The sequence below is a fragment of the Pantoea sp. AS-PWVM4 genome (assembly GCF_000468095.1).
Classification (GTDB): Bacteria; Pseudomonadota; Gammaproteobacteria; order Enterobacterales; family Enterobacteriaceae; genus Pantoea; species Pantoea phytobeneficialis.
Window position 1 is genome coordinate 151,200 of the sequence record NZ_ASZC01000017.1, and the last position, 21,517, is coordinate 172,716.

At 54.6% G+C, this 21,517-nt stretch carries 19 protein-coding genes; 6 read left to right on the top strand and 13 right to left on the bottom strand.

The annotated features are described in order from the left end of the window. The first annotated feature begins 19 nt into the window (after nucleotides 1-19). The 5 genes from L579_RS16295 (at nucleotide 20) to cho (ending at nucleotide 4,619) form a co-directional block, all read left to right on the top strand. Nucleotides 20-607: a TetR/AcrR family transcriptional regulator gene (locus L579_RS16295; RefSeq protein WP_021185286.1), complete on the top strand. Its 588-nt coding sequence runs from the start codon at nucleotides 20-22 to the stop codon at nucleotides 605-607. Further along, on the top strand, nucleotides 604-1,794 hold the full coding sequence (locus tag L579_RS16300) for a multidrug effflux MFS transporter (RefSeq protein ID WP_021185287.1): 1,191 nt from the start codon (nucleotides 604-606) through the stop codon (nucleotides 1,792-1,794). Before L579_RS16295 ends, L579_RS16300 begins: the two co-directional genes overlap by 4 nt. A gap of 117 nt (nucleotides 1,795-1,911) precedes the next feature. Further along, nucleotides 1,912-2,739 (top strand): ammonia-dependent NAD(+) synthetase, encoded by an 828-nt coding sequence (gene nadE / locus L579_RS16305; RefSeq protein ID WP_021185288.1) that lies wholly within the window; start codon nucleotides 1,912-1,914, stop codon nucleotides 2,737-2,739. Between the two features lie 66 nt (nucleotides 2,740-2,805). After that, nucleotides 2,806-3,696 carry an aromatic amino acid DMT transporter YddG gene (gene yddG / locus L579_RS16310; RefSeq protein WP_021185289.1) on the top strand — a complete coding sequence of 297 codons (891 nt, stop codon included), beginning with the start codon at nucleotides 2,806-2,808 and terminating at the stop codon, nucleotides 3,694-3,696. 62 nt (nucleotides 3,697-3,758) lie between these two features. After that, nucleotides 3,759-4,619 carry an excinuclease Cho gene (cho, locus tag L579_RS16315; protein WP_021185290.1) on the top strand — a complete coding sequence of 287 codons (861 nt, stop codon included), beginning with the start codon at nucleotides 3,759-3,761 and terminating at the stop codon, nucleotides 4,617-4,619. 78 nt (nucleotides 4,620-4,697) lie between these two features. On the opposite strand, the gene spy is transcribed toward cho, so the two are convergent. The 6 genes from spy to L579_RS16345 all read right to left on the bottom strand — a co-directional run bounded on the left by spy (nucleotide 4,698) and on the right by L579_RS16345 (nucleotide 11,571). Next, nucleotides 4,698-5,195 (bottom strand): ATP-independent periplasmic protein-refolding chaperone Spy, encoded by a 498-nt coding sequence (gene spy / locus L579_RS16320; protein ID WP_036626977.1) that lies wholly within the window; start codon nucleotides 5,193-5,195, stop codon nucleotides 4,698-4,700. A 294-nt stretch (nucleotides 5,196-5,489) separates the two neighbouring features. Next, nucleotides 5,490-6,485 (bottom strand): succinylglutamate desuccinylase, encoded by a 996-nt coding sequence (gene astE, locus L579_RS16325; RefSeq protein WP_021185292.1) that lies wholly within the window; start codon nucleotides 6,483-6,485, stop codon nucleotides 5,490-5,492. A gap of 46 nt (nucleotides 6,486-6,531) precedes the next feature. Beyond that, on the bottom strand, nucleotides 6,532-7,860 hold the full coding sequence (gene astB, locus L579_RS16330; protein ID WP_036626958.1) for an N-succinylarginine dihydrolase: 1,329 nt from the start codon (nucleotides 7,858-7,860) through the stop codon (nucleotides 6,532-6,534). Continuing rightward, nucleotides 7,857-9,326, bottom strand: coding sequence for a succinylglutamate-semialdehyde dehydrogenase (gene astD / locus L579_RS16335; RefSeq protein WP_036626960.1), 1,470 nt, complete (start codon nucleotides 9,324-9,326; stop codon nucleotides 7,857-7,859). Before astD ends, astB begins: the two co-directional genes overlap by 4 nt. Then, nucleotides 9,323-10,354, bottom strand: a complete 1,032-nt coding sequence (gene astA, locus L579_RS16340) for an arginine N-succinyltransferase (protein ID WP_021185293.1) — start codon at nucleotides 10,352-10,354, stop codon at nucleotides 9,323-9,325. The genes astD and astA overlap by 4 nt, the downstream gene beginning before the upstream one ends. Beyond that, nucleotides 10,351-11,571, bottom strand: coding sequence for an aspartate aminotransferase family protein (locus L579_RS16345; protein WP_021185294.1), 1,221 nt, complete (start codon nucleotides 11,569-11,571; stop codon nucleotides 10,351-10,353). The genes astA and L579_RS16345 overlap by 4 nt, the downstream gene beginning before the upstream one ends. An 887-nt stretch (nucleotides 11,572-12,458) precedes the next feature. Between L579_RS16345 and L579_RS16350 the strand changes: the two genes are divergently transcribed. Beyond that, a complete protein-coding gene (locus L579_RS16350) occupies nucleotides 12,459-13,538 on the top strand; it encodes a porin (RefSeq protein ID WP_021185295.1) in 1,080 nt (359 codons plus the stop codon). Between the two features lie 83 nt (nucleotides 13,539-13,621). Here the strand turns inward: L579_RS16350 and L579_RS16355 are convergent, their stop codons facing one another. The 7 genes from L579_RS16355 to L579_RS16385 all read right to left on the bottom strand — a co-directional run bounded on the left by L579_RS16355 (nucleotide 13,622) and on the right by L579_RS16385 (nucleotide 21,158). Next, nucleotides 13,622-15,058: a YchO/YchP family invasin gene (locus L579_RS16355; protein WP_051337982.1), complete on the bottom strand. Its 1,437-nt coding sequence runs from the start codon at nucleotides 15,056-15,058 to the stop codon at nucleotides 13,622-13,624. A 208-nt stretch (nucleotides 15,059-15,266) separates the two neighbouring features. Next, the gene (locus L579_RS16360; protein WP_021185298.1) at nucleotides 15,267-16,064 is read right to left on the bottom strand and encodes a glucose 1-dehydrogenase; all 798 of its coding nucleotides are present in this window, start codon (nucleotides 16,062-16,064) and stop codon (nucleotides 15,267-15,269) included. A gap of 11 nt (nucleotides 16,065-16,075) precedes the next feature. After that, nucleotides 16,076-17,143: an ABC transporter permease gene (locus L579_RS16365; protein ID WP_021185299.1), complete on the bottom strand. Its 1,068-nt coding sequence runs from the start codon at nucleotides 17,141-17,143 to the stop codon at nucleotides 16,076-16,078. Between the two features lie 17 nt (nucleotides 17,144-17,160). After that, on the bottom strand, nucleotides 17,161-18,693 hold the full coding sequence (locus L579_RS16370; protein WP_021185300.1) for a sugar ABC transporter ATP-binding protein: 1,533 nt from the start codon (nucleotides 18,691-18,693) through the stop codon (nucleotides 17,161-17,163). A 10-nt stretch (nucleotides 18,694-18,703) separates the two neighbouring features. After that, nucleotides 18,704-19,315: a DUF2291 family protein gene (locus L579_RS16375; RefSeq protein ID WP_021185301.1), complete on the bottom strand. Its 612-nt coding sequence runs from the start codon at nucleotides 19,313-19,315 to the stop codon at nucleotides 18,704-18,706. A 44-nt stretch (nucleotides 19,316-19,359) separates the two neighbouring features. Beyond that, the gene (locus L579_RS16380) at nucleotides 19,360-20,295 is read right to left on the bottom strand and encodes a D-ribose ABC transporter substrate-binding protein (RefSeq protein WP_021185302.1); all 936 of its coding nucleotides are present in this window, start codon (nucleotides 20,293-20,295) and stop codon (nucleotides 19,360-19,362) included. A 65-nt stretch (nucleotides 20,296-20,360) separates the two neighbouring features. Continuing rightward, nucleotides 20,361-21,158 carry a GolD/DthD family dehydrogenase gene (locus tag L579_RS16385; protein ID WP_021185303.1) on the bottom strand — a complete coding sequence of 266 codons (798 nt, stop codon included), beginning with the start codon at nucleotides 21,156-21,158 and terminating at the stop codon, nucleotides 20,361-20,363. Nucleotides 21,159-21,517 lie beyond the last annotated feature (359 nt).

Here is a 21,517-nt window from a genome sequence, read left to right on the forward strand (position 1 = left end):
AACTATTTTCAGGGCGGTTATGACCAGACAACGAGAAAATAATAAAGATGAACGCCACCGCCTGCGCCAGGATGAAATCATCCGTGCTGCGCGTGAATGTTTTCGTCGGGAGGGGTTCCATGCTGCCAGCATGGCGCGGCTGGCGTGCGCCGCCAATCTCAGCGTGGGGCAAATCTACCGGTACTTCCCCAGCAAGGACGCCATCATTGAAGAGATGGTGAAACGTATTGTCGATGGTCGCGTTGCCGCGATGCGCGATCGGGTCGACAGCGATCAAATCGCCACCACGCTTGCCTGGCGGGAAAGCCTGAACCCGGAAGATGAATTATTGATGCTGGATGTCGCCGCCGAAGCCGGTCGTAATCCACGCGTCGCGGCAATGCTCGAAGCGGCGGATGCCCGCATGTTCAGCCAGGCCCGTCACAAGATCCGCGCCAGTCATCCTGAACTGAGCGACGAACAGGTGGACGCCTGTGTCGAAGTACTGGCCGTGTTGTTTGACGGTACGGCCCTGCGTCGCCTGACGCCACAGAAAGCGTCAGCGGTGACCCTGCAACACCTTTATCAGAACCTGATTTCACACCTAATAAAGACAGAGGATAAATGACACCTGCACCTTCTAACCGTCTGGTTTATGCCATAACCCTTGGCCTGCTCGCTGCCCTTGGGCCGCTCTGTATCGATCTCTACCTGCCCGCCCTGCCTGAACTGGCACAGGACCTGCACACCGAAACCGCCACTGCCCAGTTAAGCCTCACCGCGACACTGGTAGGCCTTGGTGCCGGCCAACTGCTGTTCGGTCCGTTGAGCGACAAATTTGGTCGCCTGCGTCCTTTACGCGTCTCACTGCTGCTGCTGTTTGTCGCCTCAATCGGTTGTGCCGTGGCGCAAGATATAAATCAGCTGCTAGTGGCCCGTCTGTTTGAAGGCCTGGCGGGGGGTGGTGGCGCCGTGCTGTCGCGTGCTGTCGCGCGTGATATGTACAGTGGCTATGAACTGACGCGCTTTTTTGCCTTGTTGATGTTGGTCAATGGTCTGGCCCCGATCGCCGCCCCGGTTCTCGGCGGTTTTATGCTAACTGTGCTGAACTGGCGTGGCATTTTTATGGTGCTGGGAGCGGTGGCCATTTTGCTCATCCTGCTGACGCGCTGGAAACTGCATGAAACTTTGCCCGAAGCAAAACGCAATCGGGGTTCCATTTTCTCCGCCTGGGCCGCGCTGGGTGAGGTATTTACCCATCGTTCGTTTATGGGCTTCTGTTTGACGCAGGGTTTTATGATGGCGGGGATGCTCGCTTACATCGGTTCATCACCGTTTGTCCTGCAACAGATCTACGGTTTGTCTCCGCAGGCCTTTAGCTTCTGCTTTGCCGCCAACGGATTCGGTCTGATTATTGCTTCTCAGACCAGCGCCCGCCTGTGCCGACGTTGGGGAGAATACCGGGTACTGAAAGGTGGCCTGCTGCTGGCCTTTGTCGCCTCCGCCTGTCTGTTACTCGCGGGCATCCTCGGTGCATCGCTGCCGGTGATTCTGCTGGCGCTGTTCTTCACCATCGCCAGCAACGGTGTTATCGCCACCACCGCCTCATCACTGGCCATGCAGAGCCAGGGCCACCGCGCAGGCAGCGCCTCAGCAGTGATTGGCGTTACCATGTTCACCTTGGGGGCCATCAGCGTACCGCTCACTGGTCTCGGTGGCACCTCGCTACTGAGTATGACTGGCACGATTTTTGGCTGTTTTATGTTGGCGATTGTGATGTTCCTGGTGTTGGCTCAGAAGCCAAAAAGCGCCTGATTTGCCAGCAAATAACCCGAACAACAAGCCATACGGCTTGTTGTTTTGGGCCAGCCGCGTTAGCTTTAGGAAATGATTCGCATTGTGCCGTCCGGCAACTGACTTGAGGAGAGGTTCATGTCACTGCAGCAGGAAATCATTGAAGCCCTTGGTGTTAAACCCGTCATCGATCCCCAGCAAGAAGTTCGCGTCAGCGTTGATTTTTTGAAGTCCTACCTGAAAACCAATCCGGGGATTAAGACCCTGGTACTGGGTATCAGCGGTGGTCAGGATTCCACACTGACCGGCATCCTGTCACAAACCGCCATTCGTGAACTGCGTGAAGAGACCGGTGATAACGACTACACCTTCATTGCCGTGCGTCTGCCTTATGGCGTGCAGGCCGATGAGCAGGATTGTCAGGATGCGCTGGCGTTTATCCAACCGGATCGGTCGCTGGTGGTCAACATTAAAGAAGCGGTGCTGGCGAGTGAGCGCGCCTTACAGGACGCGGGCATCACCCTGTCTGACTACATTCGCGGTAACGAGAAAGCGCGTGAGCGCATGAAAGCTCAGTACAGCATCGCCGGGATGACCAAAGGGGTGGTGGTGGGTACTGACCATGCTGCCGAAGCGGTAACCGGTTTCTTCACCAAATATGGCGATGGCGGCACTGACATCAACCCGATTTTCCGTCTGAATAAAGGCCAGGGTAAGCAGCTGCTGAAGTTGCTGGGCTGCCCGGAACATCTCTATCTGAAGCATCCGACGGCTGACCTTGAAGATAATCGTCCAGGATTACAGGATGAAGTGGCTCTCGGCGTGACCTATCAACTGATTGATGCTTATCTGGAAGGCAAAACCATTGATGCGTCTGCTGCCAAAATCATTGAAGGTTGGTATCTGAAAACCGAGCATAAACGTCGCCCACCGATTACCGTGTTCGACGATTTCTGGAAAAAATAACCCCATCCGGCGTTTTCCAGTTCGGGACGGAAGACGCCTTTCTTTGCCTTTTCTGAACACTTTTATATGCCTGCACATTTGCCGCGCGCCACCCTGATCGGTTTAAGCGCGATTTTACTCTGGAGCACTACCGTTGGCCTGATGCGCAGCGTCAGTGAAGCCTTTGGCGCCACCGGTGGCGCAGCGCTGATTTATACTACCACGGCGATCCTGCTCTGCCTGACACGCGGCCTGCCGGATTTCCGCCAGATGCCAACGCGTTATTTGTGGGGCGGAGGGTTGCTGTTTGTCGGCTATGAAATCTGCCTCGCGCTGGCGATTGGTCTGGCGCAGGACCGTGCCCAGTCGCTGGAGCTGGGGATGATCAACTACCTGTGGCCCTGTCTGACCGTCGTGTTTGCCATTCCGATCAACCACCAGCGCTTCCGTGTCTGGCTATGGCCGGGATTGTTGTTGTCACTGGCGGGCATTGTCTGGGTGCTACAGAGCCGCGGCGGCAGTTCATTATCTCAGCTCGGGCATAATCTGCTGAGTAACCCACTGGCGTATAGTCTGGCGTTTATTGCTGCTTTCGCCTGGGGGTTATACAACAACGTGACACGCCGTTATGCCAACGGCAAAAGCGGCGTCAATCTGTTCTTTGTCGTCACCGCGCTGGCGCTGTGGTTCAAATTCGCCCTCACCGAACAGGTCAGCTCACTGCATTTCAGCCTGATCCCGGCACTGGAGGTGTTATTTATGGGCGTCTCCACCGCGGTAGCCTACTCGGCGTGGAACCACGGCATTCAACACGGTAATCTGACATTACTGGCAACGGCATCCTACTTCACACCGGTGCTGTCGGCGCTGCTGGCGTCACTCTGGCTTGGCCTGACGCCCTCCCTGACCTTCTGGCAAGGGGTGCTGATGATCACCCTCGGCTCGTTGATCTGCTGGCTGGCGACCCGTCGCCTGTAGCGGCTGGCGAAAAAACAGGCTCGCTGGTATACTGGATGGACAACCAGTAACCGGAGTCCTCCTTGGTCAGACGAGCCACAAGTTACCGCCTTGAGTTCGATGCGGCAGCCATTTACCAGTATCCCGAACATCTTCGCCAGTGGCTGGACGGCTTACCCAATCAGCCTGGCGTATATGTCTTCCACGGCGAAAGCGACAACCTGCCGCTATATATCGGCAAAAGCGTTAACCTGCGCAGTCGCGTGATGTCCCATTTCCGCACGCCAGATGAAGCCAGCATGCTGCGCCAGGCAAGACGTGTCAGTTGGATCCCCACGGCTGGCGATCTGGGTGCGCAGTTACTGGAAGCGCAGATGATCAAAACGCAACAGCCGTTGTTCAATAAACGCCTGCGCAAAAACCGCCAGCTCTGCTCACTCCAGCTTAACGACACCGTGCCGCAAGTGGTTTACGCCCGCGATCTCGATTTCTCCTGCACCTCAAACCTTTATGGTTTGTTTCGTAGCCGCCACGCCGCGCTGGAAAAGCTGAAAAGCATCGCCGATGAACAACGCCTGTGTCACGGTTTGCTGGGGCTGGAGAATCTGCGCAGCGGCCGGGGCTGTTTTCGTGCCGCGCTTAAACGTTGTGCCGGCGCCTGCTGCGGCAACGAACCGCCAGAAGCGCATCAACAACGTTTGCAACAGGCGCTGGAAGCGTTACGGGTGGTGTGCTGGCCGTGGTCCGGCGCGGTGGGAATGGTGGAACGCGGTACCGCCATGACGCAAATCCACGTTATTGATCACTGGTTTTGGCTGGGTTCAGTGAGTAGCGAAGCCGAAGCTCGCCAGCTACAACGCATCCCTCATGGCTTTGATCACGACGGCTATAAAATCCTCTGCCGCCCTCTGCTATCGGGTGAGTTCCCGCTGATCGAGCTATAAAGCAAAACCGCCGACGCTGCCCAAAGCATCGAATGCGATGGACAACGTCGGCGGTCTCAAACCGTCAGGCTATGCGAATTATTCGCCCTCAGCCGGTGGTGGTGGCATCTTACCATCGTGCGGGCGTTTCTCTGTCAGACGTTTCTCAAAGTTCGCGTTGAACTGCTTTTTCTGCTCCGGCGTCAACACGTTATAGAGTTTGTTCTGCGTTTCCATCATCGCCACAGCACGCTCTTTGGCATTGGCCGTCATTTTCTCTGCCTGTGCTTCGGCTTTCGCCCGGTCGAAGGTGTCAGAGGCAATCAGCGCGTGGTTAGCGCGACGTTCTTCCAGCGACGGACGTTTAAAGTCTTTGTGGCTTTCACGCATGATGTCATGCATCTGTTTTTTCTGGGCGTCGGTCAGGTTCAGACCTTTGAACATCATGTCCATACCACCATGACGCATCGGCGGCTTATGCATTGGTTTCTCGCTGCCGGCCGGCGGTGGCGTCAGATTGTCTGCCGCAGCATGGACGATATTGGCAGCACCGAGAGCCATCGCGGTAGCCAGGAAGAGGGAAGTCAGTTTACGCATAATATTGTCCTTACTTATCAGTTTCATGACGACAGCCTGTGTCGCGTCTTCGGAAACAAGCATACGACGCTGAACGTCAACTACTCAGAGGCTGAGTAAAGCCCTGAAAGCATAAAAGACAGATATCAGGCGATCATGGAGAGAATGAGAAGAAATGCGTGAGGAATTGCAAAAGAGTATGACGAATAAGGCAAAAAACGCAGGAATTAAGGAGGAGTGTAACGGTATTGTCGGCGTAACGAAAGGATAAATTGCGGCGCAGCAGCGCGATACATCGCGCCGCCACGTCAGTCGTTATAACGTCAACGCCTGGGTTTGCTCATTCTCTTCCACCAGCATCAAGCCGGCACGCAATCCCGCTGCCACATTCGGGTTGGGAAATAAGACATACTCGCGTGCCTGCTGCACGTAGTAACGGGTATCCCCCTCTTCCGCCAACAACGTCCCCTGGGGAAAAGCGGTGAAGTTGAGGGTTTCCGCGCCCATATGCAGCACAAAGTCTTCGCCATGCCGGGTGATTTGTTGCGCCACTTGATAATGGCGGGGCTGCGCCTGTACCTCTGGTAGTGCGTCTCCATATAACAACGCCGCCAGCGCCTGATATGCCGCGCTGAATTGAGTCAGATCGTTCTCACCAAACGGCAGCGCCTTACCCAGCTCCAGCGTACAACTGGCGGCGGCATAATGTTCGCAACTGAAATGGGTAAATGTACCGCCGGGAGAACGATGGAATACCAACGCTTCCAGCCCTGCGGCCGCCAGCCAGTGCATAAAATCCTGCGGCCACGGACGTTGATTGAGGGGCATCACGCCAAAGCGGGTATGGTAAGAACCACGGATCGCGGTATGCAAATCGAGATGCCAGCGTGTTTCAGTCGTCAGGCAGGTGTGCCAGAAGGTTTCCAACGCCTGTTCCAGCCGCAATGCACGCCGTGCCTCCGCCACATCAGACACCTGCTGCCAGCGGCCACCAAACAGACGATTGATGTCATATTGCTGATAACGTTTGCCGCTGCGTAATGCCTGCGGATTACCCAACAGCACCAGCAGACGTACCGCCAGCGGTTTTTCGCCGCGCAGCAAGGGCGTCAGTAGCAGGTTCAGGATCTCAACCGGCGCGGTTTCATTACCGTGGATCCCCGCCGACAACACCAGCGCCTGCGACGTTGGGGTATGCGGGGTTAAGGACAGAATGCCCTCGTCCAGCCACTGCCAACTGAGGTGGGCGTTTTGCCCCTGACGCTCCAGTGGCACCCGACCAGACAATGTTTGTTGTAAAAAGTCCTGCATTCTTTCTCCTTACGTAAATCAAGGGGCGACATATGCGCCCCCGGCGTCAGCGCTGAAATGCGTAGACAGAGCCTAAGTCTAGCAGCTGTGTCAGTTCATCCAGTGCGTAGCGCCCTTCACGTAGCAATTGCGGATCGGCCAAATCCGCCTGGGTTAAGCGATCGCGATAATGGCGGTCGACCCAGTCATTGAGGACGCCAAACAGGCGGTCATTCATCAATACCGCCGGATTCAACGCCTGACGCTCCGCTTCCGTCAGTACCACACGTAACCGTAAACAAGCTGGGCCACCGCCGTTGTACATACTTTCGCGCAGGTCAAACACCTTCAGCTCACGAATCGGCCCACCGCTCTCCACCAGTTCACTCAGATAACGCCATACGCCGCTATGCTGGCGTGACTCCTCCGGCAACACCAGCAGCATACCGCCATCGGCCCGTTGCAACAGCTGGCTGTTAAACAGGTAAGTATTGACCGCATCGGCGACCGAAACCTTACTGCGCGGCACTTCAATCGCGCAAAAGCCGGGAATTCGCGACTGCAAATCTGCCAGCAATTGGGGTTGATTGACAAAGGCGTCCTCATGACAGAAGAACACCTGCTGGTTACTCACCGCGATAACATCGTTATGGAACACTCCCTGATCGATAACCGCCGGGTTCTGTTGGGCATAGACCGTGCGTTCCTGATACAGCTGATGCAGGCGCGCCACCGCCTCACTGGCCTCTCGCGTCTGGCGTGCCGGATAGCGCGCCGGTTCTGTGCCTGATGACTTGCCCTCACGACCATAAACAAACAACTGCACCCCGGCATCACCGTAATCCGCGCCGAAACGGTTATGGTTAGCCGCCCCCTCATCGCCAAACAGCGCCACCTGCGGCAACGCATCATGGACGCTGAAATGCTGCGGATCGCGGAAGATAGCACGCAGCAAATCGGCGGTTTCCGGCGCTTCAATGGCGCGATGGAATTTGTTGTTGAGGTTAGCCACGGTGAAATGCACGCGCCCATCGGCGCTGTCGGCTGACGGTGAGACGGTGGCAGCGTTCGCTACCCACATAGCCGAAGCGGAACTGGCGGCCGACAGCAGTTGTGGTGCCTGTTTCGCTGCCTGTGCCAGCACCTGTTCATCACTGCCGCTAAAACCCAACTGCCGCAGCAGTGGCAGATTGGGACGTTCGTGTGGTGGAATCACCCCTTGCACATAGCCCATATCGGCCAGCGCTTTCATCTTCAGCAGCCCCTGCTTCGCCGCGAGACGCGGGTTGGAGGGCTGCAACTGGTTGCGTGTCGAGGCTTCGTTGCCGAAGGATAATCCGGCGTAATGATGCGTCAGCCCCACCAGGCCGTCAAAGTTGGCTTCAAAGGCTTTCATTTCGCCGCCCCCGCCGCAGAGAAATCAAGACCTGGCGACAGCGTGCCCGGCAGATCAAGACTGGGGCTCTCCAACGAGGCCATCGGCCAGGCACAATAATCCGCCGCATACCAGGCGCTGGCGCGATGGTTACCGGAGGCACCAATACCACCAAACGGTGCGGAACTGGCCGCGCCGGTCAGCGGTTTATTCCAGTTAACGATACCCGCGCGGGCTTCCAGTAATAACTGATCGAACTGCGCGCGATCAGGTGAAATCAAGCCACAGGAGAGGCCATAGCGCGTCTGATTCGCCAGGCGAATCGCCTGTTCAAAGTTGTCATAGCGCACCACCTGCAACAGCGGGCCGAACACTTCTTCATCCGGTAACGCACGCACCTCTGTCATATCAATGATACCCGGCGTAATGATGGCGCTGTCGCGATCGGGCCAGTGCATCCCCAGCAACACGTTGCCTCCCAAATCCACACGCTTTTGCCAGGCGGCAAAAATCTGCCCGGCAGCGGTTGGGGAGATCACGCTACCCATAAAGGGTTGAGGCTCGGCATTCCAGGCCGCAGGTTGCAAGCGGGCACTGACCTCGACCAGACGTTGTAAAAAGGCATCGCCCGCCGCCCCCCGTTTCACCAGCAAACGACGGGCACAGGTACAGCGCTGCCCGGCGGTAATAAACGCTGACTGGATGGCGATATGCACCGCGCCATCAATATCCGCCGGATTTTCGACGATCAAAGCGTTGTTGCCGCCCATCTCCAGCGCCAGCATTTTTTCCGGCTGCCCGGCAAATTGTCGATGCAGGTGATAACCGGTTGCCGCACTGCCGGTAAACAGCAGGCCATCAATCTGGGTTTCCGCCGCCAGCGCCTGACCGGTATCGCGACCGCCCTGTACCAGGCCAAGTACCCCGGCGGGGATACCGGCTTTTTGCCACAGTTGCACGGTTTTTTCCGCCGTCATCGGCGTGAGTTCGCTTGGTTTAAACACCACGCAGTTACCCGCCAGCAAGGCAGGTACGATATGGCCGTTCGGCAGATGGCCCGGAAAGTTATACGGACCGAAGACCGCCAGCACGCCGTGTGGCCGGTGACGTAGCGAGCTTTCTCCCTCCGCCGTTTCGCCGGTGCGGGTATGGTATGCCTTTATCGAGATGGCGATTTTGTTGATCATCGCCTGCACTTCAGTCAGCGTTTCCCAACGAGGTTTACCGGTTTCACGGGCGATCGTCTCAGCCAGTTCATTTTTATGCGCGTCCAACTGACGTCCAAAGGCTTCCACCAACGCCTGGCGCTCGGCAAAAGGCTTACGCGCCCAGTGTGGAAATGCGGCGCGCGCCGCTTCACAGGCCGCAGCGACCTGAGAAGCTGACGCGGATTTGCCCTGCCACAGAGTTTCACCGCTGACCGGATTTTGTTTGCTAAAGGCTTCAGCGCCGCCGGTCAGCCATTGACCGTTAATAAAATGCGTCATGCTTTTTTCTCCTCGCGACCCAACGTGACCACACGCAGGTTGTCGCCATAAGCACAGCACAGCGCATCACGCTGACTGTCGTTGAGGCGCACGCGACCGGAAGCGATATCCACCGGCAGCAGCGCCACGCGAAACTGTTGATAATCGAGGTTAGCCACCAGACACAGCGGCCACTCTTCACTGGCTTCACCGGCCACCGCCGTCAGCAACTGACTTTTACGAATGGCGCGGATGCGGTCAATTTCACACTCCAGCGTCGGACCGCCGTCGAAAATGTCGACATAGTTGAGGTAACGAAACCCTTCAGCTTCCAGCACTGCCCGGGCGGGCGCAGTTTTCGGATGCACCACGCCAATCACTTTTTGCGCTTCTTCACTCAGGTAATGGATATATAACGGATGTTTCGGCATCAGTTCGGCGATAAAGGCTTTCTGACCAGTGCCGCTCAGGAAATCAGCCTTGCTGAACTCCATCGAAAAGAAGCGACTGCCAACGCTGTCCCAGAACGGAGAATGGCCCTGGTCATCGCTGACGCCTCGCATCTCCGCAACCACATGTTTCATAAAGCGATCGCGGAAATTAGCCATAAACAAAAAACGCGATTTGGACAGCAGATAGCCATTCTTACCATCGCGATAGTCGGGATCGAGAAACAGCGTGCACAACTCACTGCTGCCGGTGTGGTCGTTACTCAGCGACAGCGTCGGCAGACTGGCATAGACATTCAGCTCTTTCGATGCATGCACCTGAGTGCCAACACGGAAGTTGTACCAGGGATCCTGCAAACCGACCGCAACTTCGATGGCACAAATGCCCACCGCACGATTGTCTTTGCTGTCAGCCAGCACAAACACATACCCCTGCTCGGCACGCGGCAGTGCCCCCTGCCAGGTCTGCAAGGAACGTTCGATACGCGCCTGCAAGGTCGTGCTATCCGCCGGTAGCGACGTCAGGCCGCCACCGGTTTTGCCCGCCAGCGACAGTAACTGCGCAAGGTCGTCACGTTCGACGGGGCGGATTACCATCATGATGCTGCTCCTTTGAGCACGCGTTCACAGGCACGGGCGAAACGCGCCAAACCTTCTTTGGCTTCCTGTTCGCTGATATTCAACGCCGGGGCAAAGCGCACCACGTTGGCACCGGCAATCAGTACCATCACGCCCTCTTCCGCCGCTGCGAGGTTAAACTGCTTGGCTTTACCAGCAAAATCATCATTCAGCACGGCACCAATCAGCAGACCCAGACCGCGAATCTCTTTAAATAACGGCAGACGCTGATTCAGTTCCTCCAGCGCCGTGACGAACCACTGATGGCGTTCCGCAACCCCGGCCATAAACGCAGGCTGGTTAATCAACTCCACCACTTTGCCACCGACAGCGCCGGCCAGCGGGTTACCGCCGTAGGTGGTACCGTGCGTACCGACACCCATCACCAGCGCCAGATCTTCGCGTGTCAGCATGGCACCAATCGGGAAGCCACCTCCCAGCGCTTTCGCGGTGGTGAGGACATCCGGAGTCACGCCGTAATGCATATAGGCATAAAGGGAACCGGTACGCCCCATGCCGCTTTGCACTTCATCAAAGATCAGTACTGCATGATGCTTATCACACAGTGCGCGCAGACCGCGCAGGAAAGCCGGGTCAGCCGGTACCACACCACCTTCGCCCTGAATCGGTTCAACAATCACCGCGCAAGTGTGGTCATTGATCATGGCTGCCGCAGCTTCCAGATCATTAAAAGGGGCATGCTGGATATCAGGCGGTAACGGGGCAAAATCGCGGGAATACGCAGGCTGTCCCCCGGCGGTGACGGTAAACAGCGTGCGTCCGTGGAAGGCATTATTAAAGGCGACGATGCCACTTTTTTCCGCGCCAAAGCGATCATGTGCCACTTTGCGTGCCAGCTTGAGTGCCGCCTCGTTGGCTTCGGCACCGGAGTTACAGAAAAACACCCGGTCTGCAAAAGTCGCGTCGATCAATTGCTTCGCCAGGCGCAAAATCGGTTCATTGGTGTAACCGTTACCGGTATGCCACAGTTTGCTGGCCTGTTCCTGCAACGCCTGTTGCAACGCCGGATGCGCATGCCCGAGAGCATTGACAGCAATTCCTCCGGCAAAATCGATGTAATCTTTGCCCTGCTGATCCCAAAGTGTTGAACCTTCGGCACGCACCGGTACAAACGCAGCGGGTGCATAAACCGGCATCATCCATTGATCGAAATCGTGACGTGAAACCTGCAGTGACATAGCCCTTTCTCCTGCTCCACACCAGGTGAAGCCTTTGTTTTAAAATTGTTAAAAACCGGTGACTTTCAGCTTAACTGTATATTGCAGTAACCGTGCCAGCCAGCGGAAAAAATGCATAAACGGGTTTCACCAACGAAATATCAATGAGTTAACACCAGCGCCTATTCACTTTAACTGCATAAAAAGTGAATAACCGTCTGATGGCGTCTATATGCCAGAGAATTCTTAAGCGGATTTATGCATTCACAAAATGAAATATTGCTTTTGTGATCGCCGAGGAAATATTTCGCCAGAATGACGCAGCGCAAGCACCAAAATGGTTCAGACCGAACCATAACAGTGCACAAAAGTGCGATAGTGGTGCGTGGAAATAACCACACGGAATGGTCATTTTTAATACAAAAGCCAACAAATAAATAACACCTTTGCGTTTTTTTTCGCCACTCCTCTTCTCCGTATGAACCTAATAATGTTAGTGACTAAGGTTATTATAATTTTAGAAATAACCAGAAACAGTGTGTTTATAGAAAAAGTGATCATGCTAATTATTATCAGGCGCAGCGTATTTGTTATTGAACAAAAACACATAGGCTTGTGCTATTTACGAGCATCAGAAAACCTATTAGACACAAATAATCAAAAAACACATAAATCAATAAAATCATTTAGTTATATATTAATTTAATGTTAACAACGTCATAATGAGAGATAAGTAAAAACAATAAACAATCCCACATAATGGAATTGAAGATTAAATTTCGCACAAAAAGCCAACGAGAAATATTTAGTTACATTTATTGCACTTTCGATCTTGAACCTTTTGTGTCATTTTCATTTCGCCCCATTGCAGGGCAACAATTAAAAAATAACACAGGGTAAAAAATTAAATGATGAAGCGCACTTTACTGGCAGCAGTAATGCCGTTACTGCTGGGACTTTCTACGGCTCAGGCCGCCGAAATCTATAACAAAGATGGCAACAAACTCGACCTGGTCGGCAAAATTAACGTTTCACACCTGTTTTCCGATGACAGCAGCAACGATGGTGAAACGTCCTCTTACACCCGTCTGGGCTTCAAAGGCGAAACCAAAATCACTGACCAGCTGACCGGCTATGGTTTCTGGCAGTACCAGTACAGCCTGAGCCGCTCTGAAGGTGGTTCTGATTCACAAACCGGTAACCGTACCCGTCTGGGCTACGCCGGTCTGAAATACGGTGAGTTCGGTTCACTGGATTACGGCCGCAACTATGGTCTGGTTTACGATGCTCTGGGCTACACCGACATGCTGCCATTCTTCGGCGGTGACTCTGGTTACACTGACGCCTTCCTGTCTGGCCGTTCAACTGGCGTGCTGACCTGGCGTAACAAAGATTTCTTCGGTCTGGTGAAAGGCTGGAATATTGCTGCGCAGTACGAAGGCAAAAACGACCGCACCAGCTACTCTGACATCGCGGTACGTCGTTCTAACGGTGACGGTTTCGCCCTGTCAACCTCGTACGATTTCGACTTCGGTCTGAGCGTGGTGGGTAGTTACGCCAGCCTGGATCGTACTGAAACCCAGAACGCCGCCACCCGTGGTCACGGTGACAAAGCGCAGCACTGGGCTACCGCAATCAAATATGATGCTAACCAGATTTACCTGGCGACCATGTATGGTCAGACCATGAACGCTACGCCGATCTCTGGTGGCTTTGCTAACAAAGCTGTCAACTTCGAAGCCGTTGCGCAGTACCAGTTCCTGAACGGTTTCCGTCCGTCTGTGGCTTATGTCTCTTCCAAAGGTAAAGACATTGAAAGCATCGGCGATGCGGATATCGTGAAGTACACCTCAATTGGTGCCACTTACTACTTCAACAAAAACATGTCCACTTATGCGGAATACCGCATCAACCTGTTGAAGGACAACAACCCGCTGGGTCTGGCGACCGACGACATCACTGTTGTGGGTCTGGTGTACCAGTTCTAAGGGCGTTTACCCTCATTGCACATCCGGCCTGTGTCAACCGGATGCTAAAAGGGCAGCGAAAGCTGCCCTTTTCTTTGCTCTGGCTACGGCTCCAACAGGTCAAACCGGTTATCGCTCGCCGACTCCATTTCAAACGGTTGCTCAACCTGCAAGGTAATCCAGTTTGACGTCACACGCTGTTGCTTGCTGTCTGCCAACGTAACCGCGAGGCGATAGCTGTTGCTGGCACCCGGCGTGCTATCCCATGCAGGCATAATAATGCTCCAGCCCTGGGGATCCTGATTATTGGCAGGTGGCGTCAGGCTCAGCGCCTGAGTATCACCCTGCCAGCTCACTCCCGTGATGGCATTGGCAGCGCGAATTTGCAGTTTCAATGGCAGGCTTTCCCCCGCATTCAATTGCCACGGTGGCGTCGCGAGAAAAACCGTCAACGTTTTGCGCTGGCGATATTCCAACACCGGCGTGTAGTTGCGCGTCACCGTATCATAGCGACTGCCGCGCAGTGAGCGGGCTGCCGCCACGTTATCGGCGCTCAGTTGCTGACTTAATGCCACACCAAAGCGATAGTTGAGGCGCAGTCCGAACTGATCCTGGCTCTCCCCTTCACTGCTGGTTTTGTGGCTGGCGGAAACGGTGACCAGCGGCACCGGGGTGTAGGACAACCCGAAGGTAAGCGCCGATGGATTGTGATAAAGGGTACCGGAATTAAACAGATCAACATCCTGCCCCAGATACTGCTCCCAACTGACGGAAACGCCCAGCTGGCGATAAAATGGCAGATAACCCTGAGTGGTGAAATCATAGCCGCGAGCCATACGCTGTTGCTGCGTGGAATCGCCATTATGCCAGCCGGATAACGGATAATAGTAATTGGCTGAAAAACGCAGGTAATCCGCCCAGGCTTCGGTGCCCAGGGAGCCGCGCTGCAAGCGACTGGTAAACATATGGTCAACAAAGGCGTTGTAACCCAGCAGCCAGTTACCGGCAACCCAACGCTGGCCCAGCCCGGCATTACCCACCAACCCATCATCGGTTTGATGGAATCCCAGTTGGCTGAAAGTTAGGTAGCGATTGCGGTCAGCCCACGGGGTGAGCAATTCAGCCCCACTCCCGGTGAAACTGCCATTCATATCAACAGCAAAATCGATTTGCGCGTTGCCATAGGGGGAAAGTAACGACTCCCCTTCGCTCGACACCCGCTGTGCCACCTCTTCACGAAAATGATTAAACGCCCAGATCCCGGCCTGATGACCAAAGGTCGTGTCGCTGCTACTTTCACTGGCTTCACCAATGCTTTTGGCCATATCGGCCAGCCTTTGGGAGAAATTGCTGCTGTCGTTTTGGTAACCCAGCGCGGGGAGTGCCTCGGCCATTTTTTGAAAACGCGTTGCATCGCTGAATGGCGTGTCAGAGATCGCAGCCTCGCGGGTAAACGCCTGAACGGCAGGCATCACGGAGAGCAGTGCTAGCGCACCGAGGACGAAACGTTGGGATAAGGACAATAAAACAGCAGGTAGCATGGGCAAAATCAGGGTTCAGTTCAGGTAAAAATCAGAGGTCCATCACAAAGTCACTTCTTTTTACCTTAACATATTCCTGCGTTTTCGCAGCCTGATGCAGTCTGATTACGGCTATGGGTGGATACTGCCGGTGAATTTTGGTGTTGCTGGATTCGTAGTGGCGCAATTTATCGCGCAGGTTGCCATTGCTGGCAACCTGCACGTACTTTTAAGAAAAAATCAAACCGCCATCGACGTTAATGGTTTGCCCGGTGATGTAGCGCGCATCATCAGACGCGAGAAAGGCCACCAGCCCGGCGACATCCTCCGGTTGCCCGGCACGCTTCAGCGGAATATTCTCCACCCATTCGGCCATCAACTCGCCTTTACCGTATTGTTTCTTTTCATTGCTGAGGATTTCGCCCCACACCCGGTCGTTGTAATCCCACATCTCGCTTTCAATGATACCCGGACAAAAAGCGTTAACGGTGATGTGCCAGGGTGCCAGTTCCAGCGCCAGACTTTGCGTGATACCTATCACCCCCATCTTGCTGGCGGCATAATGCGGGGTGTAGATAAACCCCTGTCGCCCCTGGCCGGATGAGGTGTTGATCAAACTACCGCCCCCCTGCTTCACCATATATTTCGCGGCCTCGCGGCAGCACAACCAAACGCCGGTCGTATTCACCGCCAAAATCTTTTCGAAATCACTTTTAGGCATGGTGTCGAAGCGATCAATGGTGATGACACCCGCATTCTGAATGGATACATCAATACTGCCAAAGCGTTCTGCCGCCTGCTGATAAAGCTGTTGTACCTGCGCCTCGTCGGTGACGTCCACCTGAAGTGCCAGGATCTCGCTACCGTACTGCTGCGTTAACTGCTTCGCCGTTGCAAACACCCGTTCTGCATTCGACACCATGACCAGCCGCGCACCGTCGCGCGCAAATCGCGCGGCAATGCCCGCACCAATGCCACGACAGGCACCGGTAATCACCACTGTCTTTCCACTAAAATCGCGCGTCATATTGCCTCCTGTTATCCGTGTGTGACTTCAGACAGGGCGGCTGATTGCTGCTTTTTTTCATGCCTGCGCAGCAGCACCACCTTGCTTTGTAATTTTTGCTGGAACTGATCAATCACCACCGCCGTGACAATCACTAGGCCTTTGATCACCATTTGCCAGAAATCACTGACACCCATCATCACCATGCCATCGGCCAGAAATACGATGACAAATGCCCCGATAATTGAGCCAGATACCCGGCCACGCCCCCCCGCCAGCGCCGTTCCCCCCAACACCGTGGCACCAATCGCATCCATCTCAAACATATTGCCGGTCATCGGATGTGCGGTTTGCAGCTGTGAAGCCACCACCAATCCCACCAGCGCCGCACACAGGCCGGAGAAAGCGTAAACAAACACCTTTACTTTAATGATCGGCACACCCGCCAGGCGTGCCGCGGATTCGTTGCCGCCAGTGGCATAGATATAGCGCCCAAGGGGGGTCTTGCGAGTCAGATAGAGGCCAAGCAGCAGAAAACCCACCATCAGCCAGATAGGGATGTAAATACCCAACACCGTGCCGGAACCGAGCAACGCAAAACCGGTATTACCTAACGCGGGCATCCCCACCAGATTGGCGTAAGTGCTGCCGTCGTTGAACAACAACGCCGATCCGCGTGCGACATACATCATGCCGAGGGTGCAGATAAAGGGAGCCACACCCAGACGCGTCACGACCGTGCCATTTATCAATCCCAGCAGCACGCCAAACAGCGCCACCACCAGAATCACCTCCGGTACGTTGAAGAACATCACGTTGCCGCCCCACAATGGCAGGCCATTAGTGAGTAACGCCCCGGCCACCATGCCACAAATCCCGGCGACTGCCCCTACCGACAGATCGATACCCCCCGTCAGGATCACCAGCGTCATGCCGATGGCCAATAAACCGGTAATCGCCACATGTTGGGTCATGATCAGCAGGTTGGAGGTGGTCAGAAAGTTCGGCACCATCAGGCTGAAAAAACTGATGACAATTAATAAGGCAATAAAGGTACGCGCCTTCAGCAGATACATATAAAGCAAATATTTCTGATTCATGATTTTCTCCGGAAGGCTCAGTCATGCGGTGTCGAAGCGCTGATCAGGGCTTCCCTGGTCGCTTCACGTCGTGGCAGATCGGCGGTGATGCGGCCATCGGCCATCACCAGAATGCGGTCTGCCAGCGCCATCACCTCATCCAGTTCGGAAGAGGAGAACATCACCGCCAGCCCTTGCTGCGCCAGGTTGCCAATCAGGTGGTACACATCGGTTTTTGCCCCAACATCAATGCCGCGTGTCGGTTCATCCAACAGCACCACCTGGGGACCGGTCATCAATGCTTTACCCAGTACCACTTTCTGCTGGTTACCGCCGCTGAGTGAGGTAATTGGCAGTTCGGGGTCGCTGACTTTAATCGCCAGATGGCCGATCATTTCATCCACCCGCCGCTGTTCCTTTTGCGGGCTGAGCAGACGCAGCGCACGACGAAAACCGCGCAGGCTGAGTTCCGTCAGCGTCATGTTGGCGGTGATCGACATCAGTTGCACCACACCTTCGGTCTGGCGATCTTCCGGTACCAGGGTGATGCCTTTTTTCAGTCGCTGCTGGAAGTTTTGCCGGTCGAGGATTTCCCCGTTCAGGCTGACGCTACCCGACTGGCAATGCATCATGCCAATCAGCCCCTTAAACAATTCGGTACGCCCGGCGCCCAGCAGGCCATAGATACCGATTACCTCACCTTTCCGTAGCGAAAATGAGACGTCATTCAGCTTGTAGCCACCGTTCTGATGCAGCGCCGTCAAACCGCTAACATTCAGTACCGTGTCGCCGTGGGGGGCTGGCTGGTAATCAAAATGCTTTTTCTTATCACCCACCATCTGCTCGATGATCCACGGGATTGACGCATCACGAACTTCACGCTCACTGATAAAACGCCCATCACGAAAAATGGTGATATGGTCGCCAATCTCCATCAGCTCCTCCAGCCGATGTGAGATGTAGATGATGGTCACACCGCGTCGCTTCAGCTGTTCAATCACGTTGAACAGCACCTTCACCTCCGACTGACTGAGCGCGCTGGTCGGCTCATCCATAATCAGCACCCGCGTATCTTTCGACAGCGCACGGGCAATCTCCACCAACTGCTGATGCCCAATGCCCAGTTCCCCCAATGGGGCATAGGGATCGACATCCAGCTCCAGTCGCTCCAGCAGCGATTTCGCCAGCGCGTACTGATATTTTTCGTTGATCACCCCACGCTGGAAAAACTCGTTGGCGATAAAGATGTTGTCCATCACATTCATATTCGGGAACAGGTTCAGCTCCTGAAAGATAATGCTGATGCCGTGTTGTTCGGCCTGATGGGTGGAGTGCAGCGAAACCGGTTGACCATCCAGCAAGATTTCACCAGAGGACGGTGTTTCCACCCCCGCCAGCATTTTCATCATGGTGGATTTACCCGCCCCATTTTCGCCAATTAACACGTTCACCTTATTGCGATAAACGCGATAATTGACCTGGTCCAGGGCGGTGACGCCTGGATAAATGCGCGAAACATTCCGGGTTTCGATAATCACATCCGACTGTTCGGCGGGCTGAAGACTTTGCATCGCCATCTCCTTATTGCCGGGTGATTTGCGCCGGGGTGATATCCGGGGCCTGTTGCGGAATATCCCAGCTGCTGAACACGCCAGCCAGCGCCACTTTATCGCCCACCTGCGGTTTAAACCCCTGCATCATATTCGAGGCCTGCTGGTTGATGGCCCGTCCATAGTCACCAAACAGCACCTGATCATTGAAATCCTGATAGCTGGCGCCTTTATACACATCACGCAAGGCGGTGCCGCGAATAATCGGCCCCATCTGCACCGTGACCTCTTCACCGGAACTGTCTTTCACCGTCATTTTTCCACTGCGCGAGGTGGTGTTCACCGCCGTCACCTCCCCCTGTACGCTGACGCTGAATACACAGGGGTTCTCTTCCTGGCTGCGATAACCATAGGTTTTACAGGCAGCGTCAAAATCCTTCGCCGACTGCAATTCTTTCATCAATTGCGCAAGGGGCTTAGCCTCATGCGCCACCTGTGGCACCAGCTTCTGCTGCCACGTTTGTGGGATATTCGCCATCTGCGGATTGGGGGGATTTTTCAGGTCGGCCAGCTCCTGCTGCGACACAATGCGGCAACCGCTGAGGATCACGACAGGAAGCAGTAGCCAGAGTCGTCTGTACATCACATTCTCCCTGGCGCCCGGCACGCGGGCGCACCTGTACGTAATTAAGATTTGTAATTAAAATCCTGCACGTTTTTCGCATTGTCCGGCGTGATCAGAATGCCGCGGAACATCACACGTTGTTTCTCGGGTTTCGCGCCCTTCTGGATATAGTTATCAAGATCCGTCACCCCTTCTGCCGCAATCGCCTGTGCCTGTAACATCACGGTGGCTTTTAATGAACCCGCTTCCACCGCATCGCGCTCATCGTTGCTGCCGTCAATGCCCACCACGATGACATCATTACGCCCTGCCGCTTTCAGCGCAGCGATGGCACCCAGCGCTACCGGACCGTTGCCACAAATCACCCCTTTCACATCCGGGTGCGCCTGCAAGATGCTGTCCATAATGCGTTTGCCGTCAATCAGGGTGCCTTTGGCATCCTGGCGTGCCACGCTTTGCATATCCGGGTATTGGTCAAGTACCTGATGGAAGGATTTAGAGCGGGTAACGCAGTTGTTATCTGCGAGGTTACAGGTCAGTTCAGCGTATTTGCCTTTTTCACCCATCTTCTCGACAAACACGTTGGCAACATCAGAACCGGCCTGGAAGTTATTGTGGGTAATCTGCACCAACGCCACATCATCCACCGGAATTTCACGGTTAATCAGCACCACCGGAATACCGGCATCTTTAGCCTTTTTAATCGCGGCCACGCTGGCGGTGGAGTCGGCGTTATCCAACACGATACCCTGCACTTTTTTACCGATAGCGGCATCGATCAGTTCACTCTGCTTTTTCACATCTTCACCATGCGATAGCACGGTGGTTTTGTAACCAAGCGCCTGCGCCTTAAGGTTGGCTCCTTTGGCTTCAGATGCGTAATAAGGGTTATCCAGTGAATTCACCAAAATCATGATGGTGCCTTTATCCGCCGCGAGGCTGGCATGCGAAACCAGGCAACCGGCAAGAGCAGTAAACAGCAGGGTACGGGTTTTCATGGTGATGTCTCTCTTTGTAATTATTACATTTGCAGGGTGTCGCCTTCTCTGGTGCAGGCGCGGAATTACCAAATGGTGAAACCACCGTCGATCATCAGATCGGCACCGGTGATCATGTCGCTGCCGTTGCTGGCAAAAAACAGCACGGCCGCAGCGATTTCGTCGGTGTAGGCAAAACGCCCCAGCGGGATCAGGGTTTTCATTTTTTCCCCTTTCTCACCACGCCAGGCTTTTTCCCCCATTGGTGTCAGCACCACCGTCGGTGACAGGGTGTTGACGTTGATGCGATGCGGGGCGAACTCTTTCGCCATCACTTTGGTCATTCCCAGCAGACCGGCTTTGGCTGAGGTGTAGGCCACATGGTTATCAATGGCGATGGACGCCGCTTGTGAGGCGATATTGATAATTTTGCCGCCCTTACCCGCACGCACCATGCGTTTGCCAGCCGCCTGTGAACAAAGGAAAGGCCCGGTGAGGTTGACGGCGATCTGCTTCTGCCATTCGGCAAAATCGGTTTCCAGTACCGGCTGCAACATGACGTAGCCCGCGCAGTTCACCAGGATATCGAGCTGGCCGTAATGCTGCTCCACGGTCGCGAACGCCTCTTCCACCGAGACAGGATCGGTAACATCACAGCAGACCAACAACACGCGACCGGCATCAAACTGGCTGCTGACGCTGGCGACTTTGTCACTTTCGAAGGGCGGGTAAAGTAGCGCCAGCCGGGCTCCTTTCTCCAGCAGCATGGCATTCGTTGCCATCGCGATACCGCCGAGACCGCCCGTCACCACCGCCACTTTGCCGGTCAGATCAAGATCGGTGTTCACGCCGTAGCGCAGATTGACATCATATTCCCCACTCATCCTCACTCTCCTTGGTTGTTTGTCGATGGCTCTGGTTATGGTTGGTCGGGTTGTGACTTACGCCACTCATTTTCGAACAAAAATATAAGCTATCGTTTGTTAACGGTTTGTGGGTGAGATCAAATTTCATACAAATTACTGGAATATTTTTTATCTCGCTGAATTAAATAATAATTATTTGTTATGCAAAAAACAGGCATGGATAAAGACGCTATCGCCTTTCTGCGAAATCAATCTCATAACCCAACATCATTTTCGTTCGAAAATACATATGTGCGCGAGCCATCTCGCAAATCCGGCACGCGCAGAGTAAAATCAGCTCGGGTTTCTTTTTGCAGAGATCAGACCGTGATTGGAAA